The organism is Tumebacillus lacus (assembly GCF_026410385.1).
GTDB classification, from domain to species: Bacteria; Bacillota; Bacilli; order Tumebacillales; family Tumebacillaceae; genus Tumebacillus; species Tumebacillus lacus.
Map to the genome: position 1 here is coordinate 54,635 of NZ_JAPMLT010000008.1, position 16,049 is coordinate 70,683.

Annotated in this window: 15 protein-coding genes; 5 read left to right on the forward strand and 10 right to left on the reverse strand. The window is 57.9% G+C overall.

Annotated features, from left to right (window positions below; all coding sequences use genetic code 11):
- Positions 1-106 precede the first annotated feature (106 nt).
- From OS242_RS13800 to OS242_RS13810, 3 genes are all read right to left on the reverse strand, one after another.
- Positions 107-286, reverse strand: a complete 180-nt coding sequence (locus tag OS242_RS13800) for a hypothetical protein (protein ID WP_267152268.1) — start codon at positions 284-286, stop codon at positions 107-109.
- A 195-nt stretch (positions 287-481) separates the two neighbouring features.
- Entirely contained in the window at positions 482-2,701 is a 2,220-nt protein-coding gene (locus tag OS242_RS13805) for a methyl-accepting chemotaxis protein (protein ID WP_267152269.1), read from the reverse strand.
- Between the two features lie 180 nt (positions 2,702-2,881).
- Positions 2,882-3,334 (reverse strand): NUDIX hydrolase, encoded by a 453-nt coding sequence (locus OS242_RS13810; RefSeq protein ID WP_267152270.1) that lies wholly within the window; start codon positions 3,332-3,334, stop codon positions 2,882-2,884.
- Positions 3,335-3,476: 142 nt separating this feature from the next.
- On the opposite strand from OS242_RS13810, the gene OS242_RS13815 reads away from it, so the two are divergent.
- The gene (locus OS242_RS13815; protein WP_267152271.1) at positions 3,477-4,196 is read left to right on the forward strand and encodes a GTP cyclohydrolase II; all 720 of its coding nucleotides are present in this window, start codon (positions 3,477-3,479) and stop codon (positions 4,194-4,196) included.
- A 187-nt stretch (positions 4,197-4,383) separates the two neighbouring features.
- On the opposite strand, the gene OS242_RS13820 is transcribed toward OS242_RS13815, so the two are convergent.
- From OS242_RS13820 to OS242_RS13840, 5 genes are all read right to left on the reverse strand, one after another.
- Positions 4,384-4,578, reverse strand: a complete 195-nt coding sequence (locus OS242_RS13820) for a hypothetical protein (protein ID WP_267152272.1) — start codon at positions 4,576-4,578, stop codon at positions 4,384-4,386.
- A gap of 364 nt (positions 4,579-4,942) precedes the next feature.
- Positions 4,943-6,865, reverse strand: coding sequence for a selenocysteine-specific translation elongation factor (selB, locus tag OS242_RS13825; protein ID WP_267152273.1), 1,923 nt, complete (start codon positions 6,863-6,865; stop codon positions 4,943-4,945).
- 18 nt (positions 6,866-6,883) lie between these two features.
- Positions 6,884-7,825 carry a thioredoxin-disulfide reductase gene (gene trxB, locus OS242_RS13830; protein ID WP_267152381.1) on the reverse strand — a complete coding sequence of 314 codons (942 nt, stop codon included), beginning with the start codon at positions 7,823-7,825 and terminating at the stop codon, positions 6,884-6,886.
- Between the two features lie 156 nt (positions 7,826-7,981).
- Positions 7,982-9,703, reverse strand: a complete 1,722-nt coding sequence (locus OS242_RS13835) for a tetratricopeptide repeat protein (protein ID WP_267152274.1) — start codon at positions 9,701-9,703, stop codon at positions 7,982-7,984.
- Positions 9,704-9,762: 59 nt separating this feature from the next.
- Positions 9,763-10,722 carry a ribose-phosphate diphosphokinase gene (locus tag OS242_RS13840; RefSeq protein ID WP_267152275.1) on the reverse strand — a complete coding sequence of 320 codons (960 nt, stop codon included), beginning with the start codon at positions 10,720-10,722 and terminating at the stop codon, positions 9,763-9,765.
- 166 nt (positions 10,723-10,888) lie between these two features.
- On the opposite strand from OS242_RS13840, the gene OS242_RS13845 reads away from it, so the two are divergent.
- From OS242_RS13845 to OS242_RS13855, 3 genes are all read left to right on the forward strand, one after another.
- Positions 10,889-11,326: a rubrerythrin family protein gene (locus OS242_RS13845; protein ID WP_267152276.1), complete on the forward strand. Its 438-nt coding sequence runs from the start codon at positions 10,889-10,891 to the stop codon at positions 11,324-11,326.
- 99 nt (positions 11,327-11,425) lie between these two features.
- Positions 11,426-12,025, forward strand: a complete 600-nt coding sequence (locus OS242_RS13850; RefSeq protein ID WP_267152277.1) for a DUF3501 family protein — start codon at positions 11,426-11,428, stop codon at positions 12,023-12,025.
- Positions 12,026-12,159: 134 nt separating this feature from the next.
- Positions 12,160-13,077, forward strand: coding sequence for a hypothetical protein (locus tag OS242_RS13855; RefSeq protein ID WP_267152278.1), 918 nt, complete (start codon positions 12,160-12,162; stop codon positions 13,075-13,077).
- 41 nt (positions 13,078-13,118) lie between these two features.
- Here OS242_RS13855 and OS242_RS13860 read toward each other — a convergent pair whose 3' ends face one another.
- Together OS242_RS13860 and OS242_RS13865 are read right to left on the reverse strand one after the other, a co-directional pair.
- Complete coding sequence (locus OS242_RS13860) at positions 13,119-14,540, reverse strand: DUF6020 family protein (RefSeq protein ID WP_267152279.1); 1,422 nt, start codon at positions 14,538-14,540, stop codon at positions 13,119-13,121.
- 159 nt (positions 14,541-14,699) lie between these two features.
- Positions 14,700-15,506: a histidinol-phosphatase HisJ family protein gene (locus OS242_RS13865; RefSeq protein WP_267152280.1), complete on the reverse strand. Its 807-nt coding sequence runs from the start codon at positions 15,504-15,506 to the stop codon at positions 14,700-14,702.
- Between the two features lie 156 nt (positions 15,507-15,662).
- On the opposite strand from OS242_RS13865, the gene OS242_RS13870 reads away from it, so the two are divergent.
- Positions 15,663-15,956 carry an SAV0927 family protein gene (locus OS242_RS13870; RefSeq protein ID WP_267152281.1) on the forward strand — a complete coding sequence of 98 codons (294 nt, stop codon included), beginning with the start codon at positions 15,663-15,665 and terminating at the stop codon, positions 15,954-15,956.
- Positions 15,957-16,049 lie beyond the last annotated feature (93 nt).

A 16,049-nucleotide genomic window follows, 5' to 3' on the forward strand; every position in this document is an offset into this window, starting at 1 on the left:
CTTCCTAGTGTAGCAGAACCATTTCGGGAAAGAAAGGAAAGGGCACACAAAAAAACAGAGCCGGGCGTGTCCCGGCTCTGCGTCTGTTCTCTGTGCTGAAATTCGATCAGTCGGAAGAAGAGCTTTCTTCGCCCGGGCTGAACGGGTCGATCGGATCGGTGACTTCCGGCGTCGTCGGTTCATCCTCGGACGGGCTCCACGGATCGATCGGGTCGTGCGCGTCGGTGCCGGTGCCTCCTGTGAGCAACACGTCGAGTTCAAAGCTTTGGACCTGTTCCATGTTCATCTGCAATCCCCACCCCAATAGAAAATATTAACAGTGATTCTAGCATACTCGCAATGCGTGTCACTTGTAAACAGTGGAACATTCACAAAATAAAAAAAGAGCAGTCATCCACTCAAGGATGACTGCAATCCGAACTAAATTTATATTTGGGTTTGTGTGAGTCTTACCTGTCTCTTTGACTGACAAGCCCTCGAATCAGGACTTGTCCTTGTCGCCGTGTCCGTCCGTGTCGTCGGCATTCCAAGAGAGTTCTGCCTGCTCACCGGACTCTTCCTCACGCTCTGCAGAGGAATCGTCCGCGAAAGACGCATCCTCGGAGTCGTGCGTGCCGTAGCTGTCTGCGTTCGCATCGTCGTCCGAGTTGTACGCGCCGTAGCTGTCTGCATTCGCATCGTCGTTCGAGCTGTACGCGCCGTAGCTTTCAGCACTCGCATCGTCGTCGGAGTTGTACGAGCCGTAGCTTTCAGCATTCGAATCGTCATCCGAGTCGTACGCGCCGTAGCCGCCTTCATTCAGGTCATCCGCATCGAGATCACTGCCGCTCACGGCAAACGCACCTGCCGCTGCGTACATCGCAGCCGACTCGTAGCCATCGACCGTCTCGGTCGCGGCTGCGATCTCGTCGTCGATTTTGAAGTGGTTGACGCTGCGGTCGAGCTGCTCGGCCAGTTCGGCGAGGGTGACCGCAGATCCTGCGATCTCCTGCATGCCGGCGAGCTGTTCCTGCGTCGCAGCCGATACTTCCTCGATACCGGCAGCCGCCTCTTCCGTGACAGCCGCCACATCTTCGATGTTTTGCAACACCTGCTCCGAGTTGTTCGAGATCACGCGGATCGTGTCAGCCACGATCTGGATCTGCTCGACCATCTCTTCAATCGAGAACACGATATTTTCAAACCCTTGGTTCGTGTTCTGCATCGAGCGCACGCCTTCATCGACGTGTTTGTTCGTCTCCGTCAGCGCCGACTTCATCTGCTCCATGCCCTGCTGCGAAGCCCCGACGATCACGCGCACCTCGTTTGCCGCCCGCGACGACTGCTCCGCCAATTTCTTGACCTCATCGGCGACCACCGCAAACCCGCGACCGTGCTCCCCGGCACGCGCCGCCTCAATCGCCGCGTTCAGAGCCAGCAAGTTGGTCTGAGACGCGATCTCCGCGATCACGTTGACAAACCCGATGATCCGGGTCATCTCCGCATACAAATGTTCAAACGCCTGCGACGTCTCCACGTTTGCCGTGCGGATGCCCTCGATCTGACCGGACGTCTGCGCGAGCACCTCGCGACCGCCGAGCGCCGTGTCGGTCGCCTGTTGCGCGACGTCGACCACCTGCTCGACCGTCATCTGGATCGCCTGCACCGACTGAGCCAGCAGTTGCATCAGTTCCGCGCTCTCCTGCGAACGCTCCACCTGACGACCGGTGCCTTCCGCGACCTCCTGGATCGTCGTCGCCACCATCTCGGCGGCGCGGTTGCTCTCCTCGGAGCTCTTCGCCATCCGTTGCGAAGCGGCTGCGACCTGATAGGAGGCGCTGCCGACCTGGCGAATGATCTCGCGCAGGTTGGAGATGACATCCGACATCGCACGGGACAGCTGCCCCAGTTCGTCGTGCCCCTGCACCTCCGTCTCCACGCGCAGATCCCCTTGCGCCAACACCTCGTTGACATCGACCAAGTACTGGATCTTGCGCTGCAGGTGACGGTTCGTCGCCAGCCCGATCGCCCCGGCCACCAGCGCGATCAGCACGATGACCGCCAGCGTGATCATCCACGACGACGTGTACGTGCGGTCCAGCATCGCCTTCGAATTCGTGATCACCGCTTGGTTCTCACTGTTGATCTTCGTCAGCGTCTCGTCCAACTTTTTATGCCCGATGGACAGATTGCCTTCCCACAGTTGGAACGCGATGACCTCGTTTTTGTTCGCCTCTTCGATCAATTTCTTTTGCGACTCGCGATACGCGCCCCAGTTCTTTTTCAGTTCCTCCACGTTGGCATCGTTCTCCGCCACCGCTTCATACTCCGCGATGCTGTTCTCCATCACCGCGTTCATATCGCCCATGCGCTTCTCGATCAACTTGCGGCCGTCCGGCGTCATGCTCCGGATATAGTTGACCATCATGCGATCAAACTGCGACGCCGTGACCTTCATTTCCTCGGACACCTGCATCGCCTTCAAATTGACCGTCAACGCGCTGTTCATATTGCCGTTCAAACGCCAGAGCTGCGCAATCGACAACGTGCCGATCACCAGAATCCCGACAAACGTCACGATGATGATCAGCCCAAGCTTCTGGCTGAGCTTCATCTTCCACTTGTTATCAAAGCGTTCATACATCCGATCCAGCAACGATAAAAAGATCGACTTGTAGCGGGCCTTTGTCTCTTTTTGCTTCCGCTCTTTCCCGGTGCTCACACCTTTACCCCCTTCAATTCTCTCTTCGTAGACGAAAACGACGACGGATTATATGTCACACATTTCTCTACCTGTCGCGTGATTTCCTGCCACCGAACCCCACTGTAACAATTCTTTGTTACATGTAAGTAAAATTACAAAAAGAGCGGATCGCTGCTTGATCCGCTCCTCTGCGCCAGATTACTCGGGCTTCCAGTTCAACAATTGATAATCCGGCGTATAAACGAACTTGCCGTTCAACGACTGATCGGAGGTGGCAAACAGGGGCAAAAACTCGCGATCCCCTTCCGCCATCGGACGTTCGGACAGTTCGGCGACGGGAACCCACGCCAACTCGCCCTCTTCCGTCTCCTCCAGCACCTCGCCGTCAAACTTCTCCGCGTAAAACGTGAACAACATCCAGTGGTCGACCAGTTGATCTCCATCCTGCAGGATGATCGTAAACACGCCGCGCAGCACCGGGTCCTGAATCGTCAGCCCGGTCTCCTCGGCGATCTCGCGCACCACCGCTTCGTGAAGCGACTCACCGGGCTCGACCTTGCCACCCGGCGCCACCCACCAGCCGCGGCGGGGCTTTTTCAACATCAACAGCCGATCCCCGTCTTTGATCACGCAGTTTGTCACCAGTTGCATCCTTTGCATCACCGTTTTTAGCATACACCGCACAAGCACTTCCTACAACGGAGAACCCTGGCAAGTTTCGTCGAGCGGCATAGGATACCCTGACTTCGCAAAAAGTAGGAACAAACCAACTCCCAGAAAAGAGTGATCCCCTTTGATCGACGAAAAGGTCATTTCCATCTTACAAGATAAAATTCAAGTCATCGAAGGCGACGCATCCAGCCTCTACCTCGTCGGCCCGATTGGGCTCCCGGTCAACCTCCTCGGAGAAACCACCGGCTTCCACTGGTACTGCTGGCTCAAATGCTCCGAACAGACGCGGGACACCGCCCGCATGATCGAAAAACTGTCGGACGCATCCCTCGCCGAGTATCAACAATCCAGCGTCCTCGTCTACGGCGATTTTGCAAATTGCGACGACGCCCTGATCCGTTTCCACAGCATCTGCCACACCGGCGACATCTTCGGCAGCAAGCGGTGCGACTGCGGCTACCAATTGAAACAATCCATGAAAGAAATCACCGACCACGGCTGCGGCGCCCTCTTCTACCTCGCCAACCACGAGGGACGCGGCATCGGTCTCTTCAGCAAAGCGATGACCTACATCCTGCAAGAGCAAGGCTACGACACCGTCGATGCCAATCTCGCCCTCGGCTTCAAAGACGACGCTCGCGACTACACCGACGCCATCGCCGTCCTCAAAGCCCTCCGGCAAAAACCGGTGACGCTGATGACCAACAACCCGAACAAACTCAAAGCCCTCCTCGAATCCGGCCTCAACGTCTCGGAGAGAAAGCCCCTGTGGGGCGATGTGTCGCAGTTCAATGAGAAGTACCTGAAAACGAAAGTCGAGCGGTCGGGGCATTTGGGTTAAACAAAGAAAGGCGGATCACTCATTTCGAGTAACCGCCTTTTTGTTTTGTCCTATCGCTTTACCTTTCTAAATAACGGAAAATAAATCCGAACAGGCGCGCAACTTTACTCACTCTTCCCTTCAATGCGGCACGGAAAAAGGACTGGTCTCCACGACCAGTCCTTTTTCCATTTCCCATCCCATACCCCTACTTCCCCACGCCTTCCTTCTTCTCCGCCGCCTTCACAGCGGCGAGGCCGCTGGAGGTGGCGATCATGGCGGGTGCCAGGCTGAACAGGAAGAACTTCCAGTTCGCTGTCACCAGCGAAACAACCAAGAAAATCAGCGGAATGCCGATCCCGACCATCCACGTCCAGCGTCTTGCCTGATCCGTGCTCCACATATGTATCCCCCTAACCACGCGTACTACCACAATTTCACACCCCAACCCGCCCGTTGCCCAGCGGACGGTGAGAGTGGCTGGGGGGGTCTTTCGAGGAGCGAGTTTTTTATGACATTCGTCTTAAATGTTTGAGCGGGGGAAAGACCCCCCCAGCCGCTCTCGACCCCCGCACCATCGAATACCGAGCCTCCCCCAAGACAAAAAAGAGGCGAACGCTTTTCCGTAAGCGCTCGCCTATCTAACACATATTGTAAAAGGGGGGGTCAAATGTGATACCTTTACTATATCCCACATATGTTTCAGGCATATTACATCGAAGTTAACAAAACGTGACATCCTGACGAACAACGCATTACAAACCCCGTCAGACCAACACCCGTTTGTCTTCCACCCGTTTCGTGAACTTCAGCCCATCGAGTGTTTCCAAAATAGCGAGTGCGTATTTCCGAGACGTTCCAACCCAATCGCGGAATTCACCTACAGAGAAAGGCCCGGTCTGCTCCACCTTTTCGCGGATCACCTGCTTCGCACCAGCAAACACTTCCCCATCGAGAAGCATCCCATCCCCGAGCTCCACGAGATCCCCTCGTTCCTTCAAATAAAACAGCAGACCGGCGAGCGTCTTCTCGAGCGCCTTCGTCTTCACCCGCACCTCTTCCACAGACGGCGGATGATACCCGCCCTCGCGATACAGCTCCGAGATCTGCCCGAGCAGTTCCTTCTCCCGCAACGTGAACGGCACCTCATATCCGCGCAACAAAATCTTGTCCCGCTTCACCTCAAGCCTTGCCTTCGCCGCCTCCGTCGCCAGCAACGCATCAAACAGCTTGGGCTTCAGCTTCTTGCCCATCTGAGACAACACCTGCGCCTTGGGCACCGTCACCTGATACTTTTCCTTGGCAAAATGCGCTCGCATCTTTTCCTCAATCTCATCAAGCGCACCCTCCAACCAATCCGCATGCACCCACCCGTTCACAGCCGCAACAGGCGCCACACGCCCTGCCTCCTGCAACTGCCCGAGCCAGTCCGCGACCACTTCCTCCGTCGCCTTGATCTCCGCCGCGATCTCCTTCACCGTGAGGCCCGGGAGATCGAGCAACGCCTGCTGGATCAGCGTCTCCGGCCCGCCTTGCTCTCGACCGAGCAACTCCTCCAGCACATAATCGCGACGACGTCGATGCTCCCGAGCCGGATACGGGTCGATCACCGTCCCCCCGGCTATCGTCAACATCGGCGAATACGACCGCACAATAAACCGGTCATGCGGCTCACAGACAATCGGCGACTCCAGTCGGATCTGCACCAGCCCGTCTTCCCCCGGCCGCAGTTCCTCGCCTTCCAAAACAGACACGCGCCCCATCGTCTCGCTGGACCCGATATACAGCCTGATCCGCGTCCGATGCGTCAAAGCCCGAGGAGCATCGGCCAACACTTGCAGCCGCGCATCGATCATCTCCGTCGCCCGGTACAGCCCCGACTGCGCGATCATCATCCCGCGCCCGAGCTCTGCCCGTTCCACACCGGCCAAATTCAAAGCCGCACGCTGACCCGCCCGAGCCGCGTCCCGATCCTCGCCATGCACCTGAATCGTCCGCACCCGCGCCAAAGTCCCTTCCGGCAACAACTCCACCGTCTCACCGACCGCGATCTTCCCGGCAAACACCGTCCCGGTCACCACCGACCCAAACCCTGCCACCGAAAACACCCGGTCCACCGGCATCCGAAATGGCGCATTCGCCTCCCGAGGCTGGACTTCCAACGCCATGCGTCCGATCTCCTCACGCAGTTCCGCGATGCCGACGCCTTTCGCAGCGGCCGTCCTTACAATCGGCGCCTCCGCCAAAAACGTCCCGTTAAGGCCCGCTCTGACTTCCTCCTCCACCATCTCGAGCCACTCCGGGTCGACCGTGTCGGTCTTCGTCAGCACGATGATTCCTTTTTGCACATGCAGCATCTCCAAAATATGCAGATGCTCCACCGTCTGCGGCATGATCCCTTCGTTTGCGTCGATCACCAGCAAGATCAGGTCGATCCCGCCCGCTCCGGCCAACATATTTTTAATAAACTTCTCATGCCCCGGAACGTCAATCACCCCGATGCGTCTGCCATCGGGGAGATAAAACGGCGCGAAACCGATATCGATTGTAATGCCGCGTTCCTTTTCTTCTTTATGAGCATCCGTGTCGATCCCGGTCAGAGCTTTGACCAACGTCGTTTTGCCGTGGTCGATATGCCCGGCCGTACCGAGGATGATGTATGGTTCTGTAGTCGTAGTCGTATGGTTCACGCGAGAGAACTCCCTTGTCTACTCTTGGTCTTCCTCCCACAGCTCCACATAGTGGCCTGCGTAGAAGGCTGCGATTGCTCCGTCGCCCGTCGCCGTCACGACTTGGCGCAACACCGTGTCACGGCCGTCGCCCGCCGCAAAGATGCCCGGGACTGCCGTTTCCATTTTTGCGTTGGTCACGATGTAGCCGCCTTCGTTGAGGATCGGCAGTTCGGAGAAGAAGCCGGTGTTCGGCTCCATGCCGACGTAGATGAACACGCCGTCGCACGCATACTCGCCAGTCTCGCCCGTCTTGTTGTTTTTGATACGGACGTGCTGCACCTTGCCTTCGCCCTCGATGGACTCGACCACCGTGTCCCAGATGAACTCGATCTTTTCATTCTTGAAGGCGCGATCCTGGAGGATCTTCTGCGCCCGCAGCTCGTCGCGGCGGTGGATGATCGTCACTTTCGAAGCGTGACGGGTCAGGTAGATGCCTTCCTCGACTGCGGAGTCCCCGCCGCCGATGACGACCAGCTCCTTGTCGCGGAAGAACGCGCCGTCGCAGGTTGCGCAGTACGACACACCGCGGCCGCGCAGCTCGTCCTCGCCCGGCACGCCCAAGAGGCGCGGTTGGGCACCGGTGGTCAGGATGATCGTCTTGGTCAGGTACTCGCCGCGCGAAGTGATGACCTTCTTGATCTTTTTCTCCGCGTCTTCGATCTTTTCGACCTCGGCGGTGATATACTCCGTGCCAAACTCTTGCGCTTGCTCCAGCATGATCATCGACAGGTCCGGCCCGCCGATCGACTTCACGCCCGGGAAGTTCTCGATCAAGTGTGTCGTCGACGCTTGGCCGCCCGGCATGCCGCGCTCGATCATCGCCACTTTCAGGTTTGCACGGCTCGCGTACAGGCCTGCGGTCATACCCGCCGGGCCGCCGCCGATTATAATCACATCATAAAGATTCTCGCTCATGATGGTACCCTCCTCAAATAAAAAACGCCAAATGGTCGGCAACAGTCTCATGTAGTATACGAAAAAGGGCGAGTCGGTCATCCGCCCTCGCCCTCTAGTATATGAAACCAGATTCTCATTTGACTGTAAGAGATACCACAATTGCTGACTCTGCCGCCTTTATTCCGGCGTTTCCGGGGTTTCGTTTTTAGTCGTCAGCGAGCGATACATCCGCGAGACGCTGTTCGGCGACACCTCATACCGCTTGGCGATTTCCGCCTGCGAGATCTTCTCCCCGAGCTGTTTGCGCACCGCGTACTCCAGAGCGGCCGCCCACGGAGCCGTGCGCTGGATGCGGGGCGACGCATGGAACGTCCGTTGCAGAAAGGCGACCCAGATCTCCCGCGCCACACCGTCCGCTTTCGCCCCGCAGGACTCCTGCAGGCTCGCCTCCGCCAGCGTGAGCACCTCTTGCCACTCCGGCTTCAACGTCAGCAGATCGTCGCTCGGCTGTTCGACGCGCAACAGGATCTCCTCGCCCTCCAGATGCGCCTCAAACGGACCGTCCGCACCCATGTGCCGCAGCACGTACAGGGCCAATTTTTTCAACTGGTCGATCTCGTCGGCGTTTTTCAAAAACTCGCGCAGAGCCGCCTCGACCTCTTTGTCGGCGATCAGCGCGAACGTCTGAATCACCTGCATTTTGGTCTCCAGATCTCCGTGCCGCAACGCCCAGAACAGCGACGAGCGGACCAGCGGGTCGTTGCGCCACGCGCCGAGCTTGCCGTTTTGCAGTTGCTCTTTCATCGCTTTGAACTGCTCGTTGAACGGGATGTGGTACTGGTAGGAGACCGACTGCATCGTCCCTTTGCCCGCCTCCAGCGCCTTGTTGACCTTTTTCAAAAAGAACGCCGGGATCTCCGACTCCGGGTCGAGCTCCTCGACTTCCAGCCAGATCTTGCGCGCCTTCTCCAAAAATCCGAGGTTGGCCGCCGCCGCTGCCACACAATGGAGCAGCATCGGATCGGAGCGGTCACTCCAGCGCAGCAGTTGGCGAAACAGACGGTACGCTGTGGCGTGCTCGCCCAAAATGCCCATCGTCGTCGCCAGTTTGTAGGTGTGATCGAAGTAGAGCGGGTACAGTTTGCGCAGCCCTTCGAGGATCTGCTGGAGATTTTCCTTATCGCCCAAGTGCTGATAGAAGACTGCCAGATTGCACAGCGCATGCACGTTGGAGTTGTCCCGCGACAACACATCCTGGGCGATCTCGATCGCTTTGTCGAGTTCGCCGAGATAGTAGTACGCCAGCGACAGATTGTTGCGCGGCGCGGTCGAGTCCGGCTGCTGTTCAATCGCGCGCTCCAGATACTCGGACGCCTCGATGAACCGGCCTTCTTCTAATAAACGTCGCGCCTGATCCTGTTCCCGCTGCTCCTCTTCCTGCCGCTTTTTGCGCTCTTCCAGCACCTTGCCGCCGCCAAACTCCTGCACGAGGATCTGGAGCATCTCCTCGGCATCCTCGGCAAACTCCCCCTCCGGCTCATGCTCCAGATAGCGGGCGGCGTAGTCCTCCGACAGATCGTACTGCCCGAGGTTGGCGTAGTTGTTCGCCATGTAAAACCAGCACTCGACCATATCGGGTGCGATGTCTTTGAGGATCTTTTCTAAAATGCGGTTCGACTCCTCGAAGTCGCCCAGTTCGGAGAGTACGCCCGCGAGGTTGCAGTGGTGAACCGGATTGTCCGGCTCGTACTCGACCGCTTTCCGAAAGTTTTTCAAGGCGTTTTTCAAGTCGTGACGGTCGAGGTAATGCACCGCCCGTTCAAAGAAAAACGCGCCATCCACCTGAAAGGGGATCACGTTGCTGACCCGTCGCTCAGGCTCCCGTTTCGGTTTGTCCACGCGAGGTCACCTCCATTCCGTTTCGTTGATTATGTTTCCTTAGTATAACACAATTTCTCTCAGCGGTTCGATTCTGAGAACAGTTTGGAGATCGAGCGGTTGTGATGGATGCGGTCGATCGCCTCGGCGATCAGCGGCGCGACAGACAGGACGCGCAGCTTTTGCATCACCGGCGCTTCCACCGGCAGCGTGTCGGTGACGATCACCTCGCGAATCGCCGGGTGTTGCAGGCGTTGCAATGCCGGGTCGGAAAACACCGCATGCGTCGCGCAGAGGATCACGTGCGGCAGGGCCCCGTGCTCGACCAGCCCCTCGGCGACTTTGACGATGGTGCCCCCGGTGTCGATCATATCTTCAATGATGATCGGGATCTTGCCCCGCACATCGCCGATCACGTGGGTGATCTCCGCTTCATTGTGCTTCGGACGGCGTTTGTTCATCAGCGCGACCGGCAGATCGAGGTACGTCGCCAGCCGCTCCGCCGTCTTGGCCCGGCCTGCGTCCGGCGAGACGACGATATGGTCGGTGAGGTCCTTATTGCGCAGGTGATCGGCGATCAGATCGAGCGCCGTCATGTGATCGACCGGGATGTCAAAAAAGCCTTGAATCGCCGGCGCATGCAGATCCATCGTGATCACCCGGTCTGCGCCGACGGTCGTCAGCACATCGGCGACCATTTTGGCGGTGATCGGTTCGCGGGAACGGTCTTGCTTTTCCTGCCTCGCATAGCCGTAGTAGGGGATGATCACATTAATCATGCCTGCCGACGAGCGCTTCAGCGCGTCGATCATCACCATCAGTTCAACAAAATGCTCGTTGACCGGGTGGGAGAACGACTGCAGCACGTACACGTCGGCTCCCCGCACGCTCTCACCGATCCCGACATAGATCTCCCCGCTGGAGAATCGGGACAGCTCAGCCGCGCCCACTTCTGTGCCGAGCAATCGGCAGATCTCGGTGGCCAACATCGGATTGGAGGAGCCGGAAAAGATCTTCACATCTTCACTTGGACGTTTCATGTACAGGACCACACCCTTCGAACGTGATAGAACACACATTTCATACATGTATGTGACGCGCCTTACATCCTGAGCAGCCAATGTTGACTTAGTATAAATTTAGAATTAGTTCAGGTTCACCACACACGAACCCAACTGAACACCCATACTAAGGAGGAATTTCCCCATGGCAGAAGTAGCAAACCTGGTCGGTTCCAAAACCGCTGACAACCTGAAAGCAGCATTTGCTGGCGAATCCCAAGCAAACCGTCGTTACCTGTTCTTCGCAGAAAAAGCGGACACCGAAGGCGAAGTAGAAGTAGCAGACCTGTTCCGCACCATCGCAAACGGCGAAACCAAGCACGCATTCGGTCACTTCGACGCACTGCGCAACGGCAACGTAGGCGACCCGGTCACCGGCCTGCCGGTTGGCAACGCGAAAGAAATGCTCGCGTCCGCAATCGCGGGTGAAACCTACGAGTACACCGAAATGTACCCGGGCTTCGCAGCAGTCGCTCGCGAAGAAGGCTTCGCTGAAATCGGCGAGTGGATGGAAGTCATGGCAAAAGCAGAGCGCGTCCATGCTCAACGCTTCCAAAAACTGCTGGACTCCCTGAACGCGTAATCCCATTATCCTGTCGCAACACATCGGCCGCCCTGTACATACTACGTTCAGGGCGGTCACTTCATCCTCAACAAAAACATATCCGGAGGTGGATTTTTCATGACAACCGCGACGATCTCCCGCACCGACATCGTAGCTCTCTCCACGTATCGCCAAGGCCGCGACGAATACATCAAGAAAATGATCGACTACAAGCGTCCGCGCCGGATCAAGCTGTCCGACGGCATCACGCTTCTGTTTGAAAACCGCAACACGGTGCTGTTCCAGATTCAAGAGTTGATCAACAGCGAAGACCTCGAAGACCCGAAAGAAGTACAGGAATACATCGACATCTATTCCCCGATGATCCCGGCGCCGCAGGAACTGTCCGGCACGCTGTTCATCGAAGTGGACGACCAAGACCGCCTGCAAAAGATGCTCACCGCGCTCAAAGGCATCGAGCATCATCTGTACCTGATCGTCGGCGACGAAAAACTGCAAGCGGTGTTCGAAGAAGAACACGACGACCGCGAGTTCACCACCTCTGTTCACTACCTCAAGTTCCCGCTCACGGACACGGCTGCCGCTTACCTGACCAACGGTTCCTTTGAGCATGAGCAAGTGCGCGTGCTGCTCGACCACCCGGCTCTCGTCTCCGAAGTGCCGCTGTCGGCCGACACGGTCGCGGCTCTGGCCAAAGACCTGGAAACTCACAAGTAAATCGTCCCGCCGTCTCAAGCGGTGTTGATCCGTCCACTCCCTCTCCTTGGCAGTGGGCGTTTTCTTTTGCCGTCAATTGCCTGACATGTCCTTCCCCTGAACTGCCCACACTACTTTTCAGGAGGTGACTGTTGATGACAATTGCAGGGTTTCTCATCACGGCGTTGATTGTGTTTGCCGCATTTGCTGTTTGGTACTACGTGGTTCAGCGCAACAAACCGGGTGCCGGTGAAAACCGCACGCGCATGGCGAACTTCATGACCGAGATCGGGGACATCGAAGACGCCTCGCCGAGAAAACGTCAGCCTCAGCAAGGCAACAACGGGTACACCGCCAGCTCTTTTGAGTACATGGGTGAGAATCGTGCGGTAAGCGACAACGACAGTCAACAACCTGTCAAGACGGCCCAATCCTCCGCGCAAGTCTTCCAAACGGAAGTCGGCACGATGGGGGAGACGGGCCAAGCACAAGGTCAGTCTGCGCAAGCCCAAAGCCGCGTCAACGGCGTGAAGACGGCCAAGCAATCGGCCCAAGTCTTCCAGTCGGAGATCGGCACCATCGGGGGGGCCGGCCAAGGTCAGGCGCAAGGCGCGCAAAGTCAAGCGTTCCAGTCCGGTGCCGTCAAGACCGCCGAGTCCTCCGCGCAGATCTTCCAGTCGGAGATCGGCTCCATCGGCGCGGCCGGTCAAGGTCAGCAGGAACAAGGCTACGCGGGTTACTTTGGCCAAGACCAGCAAGCCAGCCGCTCCAAACAGAGCCCGATCCAGCGCTTCCAACAAGGCGGACAGCAGTTCAACACCGAGGTCGGCACCGTCGGCTTCAACGAACCGGCCGCGCACCGAGCCGCTCGCATGGAACTGGTGCAAGGCGGTCATCAAGCCGCCAAACAGCAAAACCACCAAAAGTACACGGTGGAAGCCGGTGAGATCGGGGAACTCGGGCAACGCCTCGACGCCTCCGTCGAACCGCAATTTCAGCCGCCGGGTGCGACGCTACCGTCCCCGGACAGCACGCAACTGAACCAGCAAGCGCAACAAGACCAGCAAGGCTAGACCCGCACCGCAAAAACACCCTCGCTGTCTCAGCGAGGGTGTTATTTCCAAAACGGGTGTGCCCGTCCCACTCGGTCTTCCTTGGCAAACGCCAGACCCGCGATCACCGGAGCGATCAGCAACGCACCGTACAGATACCGCACATCCTGCGCCGGCAGCGTCACCAACAGCCCCGCCGCGTTGGCCAGGATCGGCACCGTCACGAGCAACGCCTCCCTGCCCAGCCGGATCGCCGCCACGACGGCCAGAGCGCACAGCGCATACAGATACAACGCCGGACGCCACATCCACCACACCCGCGCCGGTTCCTCCGTCCATGCCACCAGCTGGCGGACGGCATTTTCGCGTTCTGGAGAGAGCGGATGCGCCAGTCGCAGGCCCATTTTGTTCGCATCGATATCCCGCTGTGTCGTGTACGTGTACCCGTCCGCCGGTTGCGGCACCGACCAGACGAGCGAGGTCAGCCCCGTCCCGTCCACAAACGCTACATGCGGATGTTCCGCGACGAACCGCACCCAGAGCCGGACGAACTCCCCGCTCTTTTCATTGAGGATCTGCTTTTGAAAATCAGGATGGTGCACCAGCGTATCCACCGTATACGGTCGATACGAACGCTCCCACTCTTCCATCGGCAACAAGCTCGCCAACAACTCCCGATCCTCCGGCTGCACCGCCACACCGGCCCGCACCATCGCCCCGATCTGATGCACCGGCAGCGACAACGCCTGCCACCGCTCTCCCGGCTGCACCTGCAACGATTCGTAGACCGGCCCTTTCACCGTCACAACGGTCAGCACGCACACCGCCCCGATGATCAACGCCCTCCTCCACTGCTCCCGGTACACGATCCCGATGGCCAACAGCGTCGCCGTCGCGGGCAAGATACCGTTATGACGCAACAAGATCACAAACATCAACGAGATGCCGAGCACCGCCTGATGACGCCGTTCCGAGAGCCAGGCTCCGTCGCTTTGAAAGACTTTCAGGCACAGCACCGTCAGCCACAAGAGCGAGATCGAATACGGCACGTCCTTCCACAGATTCAGCACCATCATCCCGTTTGTCGGCAGCAGGCACACAAACACCGTCAGCGAGACCCGCACCCACACCGGCACACCGAGCCGCTCCAACTGCGCCATCGCCGCTCCGAAAACCAGCGACAGAGCAAAGATCTGCGCCAACGCAATCGCCGCCGGCGACTCCCACAACCGGGTGAGCACCCAGTTCAACAGCGTATGAAAGACCGGATGCGAGTCGGAGAGCTCCATCGTCTGCAACTGCTGCCACTGCACCAGCGAATCCATGCTCATCAGCCCTGGAAAAAACACCAACAGATACGCCGCCCACACTGCCACACACGGCAACGCATACAAAAACGCCGACGGCCCCCGCCGCCCCTCCTCACTCTCAAACGCATAATCCCGCCATGAATACTCATAACTTCGCCTCGTACTCCGAGCCATCTCACAAACCCTCCAAAGGAAAGGAATCATCGGAAAATAACAATCTTCCCAGTGTTCCCTTTCAAGAGGTGGCGGCATACTCTCAGCTTGTTTCGACGTAAAAAAGACCGCCTTCGCAGGCAGCCTTTTCCCTCCCTTTATCTCCTCTGTCTCTTCTCTCTAGATCCCGATCGCGTACCGCTCACGCCCGGTAAATCCGTATACCTCCCGATATCCCACCTCGCGCAGCAGGGCCACGACTGTGTCCAGCCCAAGACCGACGTGCTCCGGTTTGTGCGCGTCCGAGCCGATGGTCAGCGGCACCCGGTGGCTGTGCATCATCTCCAGCATGCGCTTCGACGGGAACTGTTCGGCGCACGGGTACCGCAGGCCGGACGCGTTGACCTCCACGCACACGCCCGCGTCGCGCACCGCGACGACCGTCTCCTCCAGCAAATGCTCCCACGACCGCTCCGGTTTGTACCCAAACCGCTTGATCACGTCGATGTGCCCGATCGTGTCAAACAGACCGCTCGCCGCCGCAGCCCGGATCTGTTCAAAATACTCTTCATAGGTCGTTAACACATCCCGCGTCTCCCACCCGGCCAGCTGACGGCTGTCGGTGTGATCCCAGTCGCCGAGAAAATGCACCGAGCCGATCACATAATCGAACGGATACTGCGCGAGCAATGCCCGCACCTGCTCGCCGTAGCCTGCCACCCAGTCCGCTTCGAGGCCGACTTTGACCTCGATCTCCCCGCGGTATTTTTCCTTCAACGCCAGCGCTTCCTGCACATACAACGGCAACTCCTCCAGCGGCATCGCCACCTCCGGGAGCAGATCCTCCGGGCGGATGTGCAGCACCGGCTGGTGGTCGCTCAGTCCGATCTCCTTCAGTCCGCGCTCTCTAGCAGCTCGGACATACTCTTCCAAACGCCCGACCGCGTGTCCGCAGCGTTCATGGTGCGTATGATAGTCGACGAGCATCCTCATCGGCCTCCTTTATCACGTTATCTGACTAAAGTATAGCATATCTTTTCGTAGGACGGGCATAAAAAGTCGATGCCGCCCATAGGATGCTTACTAACACCAGCCTCCTGTCAACCTGTCTGAAAGTCATTCCGAGAAAAGAGGTGGATGTCCATGCCGCGTCATATCGCAAATGAAAGCTATGAGGAGTCCCGTTCGCGTTTCGTCACGCTGGTCACCGACCACAGCCAGTACGATCTGGTGATCAATTATTCTTCCCATTTCTTTGGCAAGGCGTTGATCCTGCTTTTGCAGAACAACCGTTTCGGCATTTTCGACCTGCACGAGGTGCGGGATGTAGAGACGCTCGGCAGCAAACTGGGCATTTACCAGCAAGAAGATGCCGCGATCATCAGCGACTACTTGGAAGACGTCATGCCGACCGTCTACACCCGATCCGAATTGTAACCCCGTTGTGTGAAAACGATTTCATACTCACGTCAGACCGCTGTCAAATACAGCGGTCTTTTTAATTTAGTCATGTTTGAACATCTTCTCAAA

Coding starts and splice junctions, on each gene's coding strand:
- OS242_RS13850 (WP_267152277.1), top strand. CDS start 11,426: ATGACAACCGCGACGATCTCCCGCACCGACATCGTAGCTCTCTCCACG.
- OS242_RS13845 (WP_267152276.1), top strand. CDS start 10,889: ATGGCAGAAGTAGCAAACCTGGTCGGTTCCAAAACCGCTGACAACCTG.
- OS242_RS13865 (WP_267152280.1), bottom strand. CDS start 15,506: ATGCTCGTCGACTATCATACGCACCATGAACGCTGCGGACACGCGGTC.
- OS242_RS13810 (WP_267152270.1), bottom strand. CDS start 3,334: ATGCAACTGGTGACAAACTGCGTGATCAAAGACGGGGATCGGCTGTTG.
- OS242_RS13870 (WP_267152281.1), top strand. CDS start 15,663: ATGCCGCGTCATATCGCAAATGAAAGCTATGAGGAGTCCCGTTCGCGT.
- OS242_RS13855 (WP_267152278.1), top strand. CDS start 12,160: ATGACAATTGCAGGGTTTCTCATCACGGCGTTGATTGTGTTTGCCGCA.
- OS242_RS13800 (WP_267152268.1), bottom strand. CDS start 286: ATGAACATGGAACAGGTCCAAAGCTTTGAACTCGACGTGTTGCTCACA.
- OS242_RS13820 (WP_267152272.1), bottom strand. CDS start 4,578: ATGTGGAGCACGGATCAGGCAAGACGCTGGACGTGGATGGTCGGGATC.
- OS242_RS13840 (WP_267152275.1), bottom strand. CDS start 10,722: ATGAAACGTCCAAGTGAAGATGTGAAGATCTTTTCCGGCTCCTCCAAT.
- OS242_RS13860 (WP_267152279.1), bottom strand. CDS start 14,540: ATGGCTCGGAGTACGAGGCGAAGTTATGAGTATTCATGGCGGGATTAT.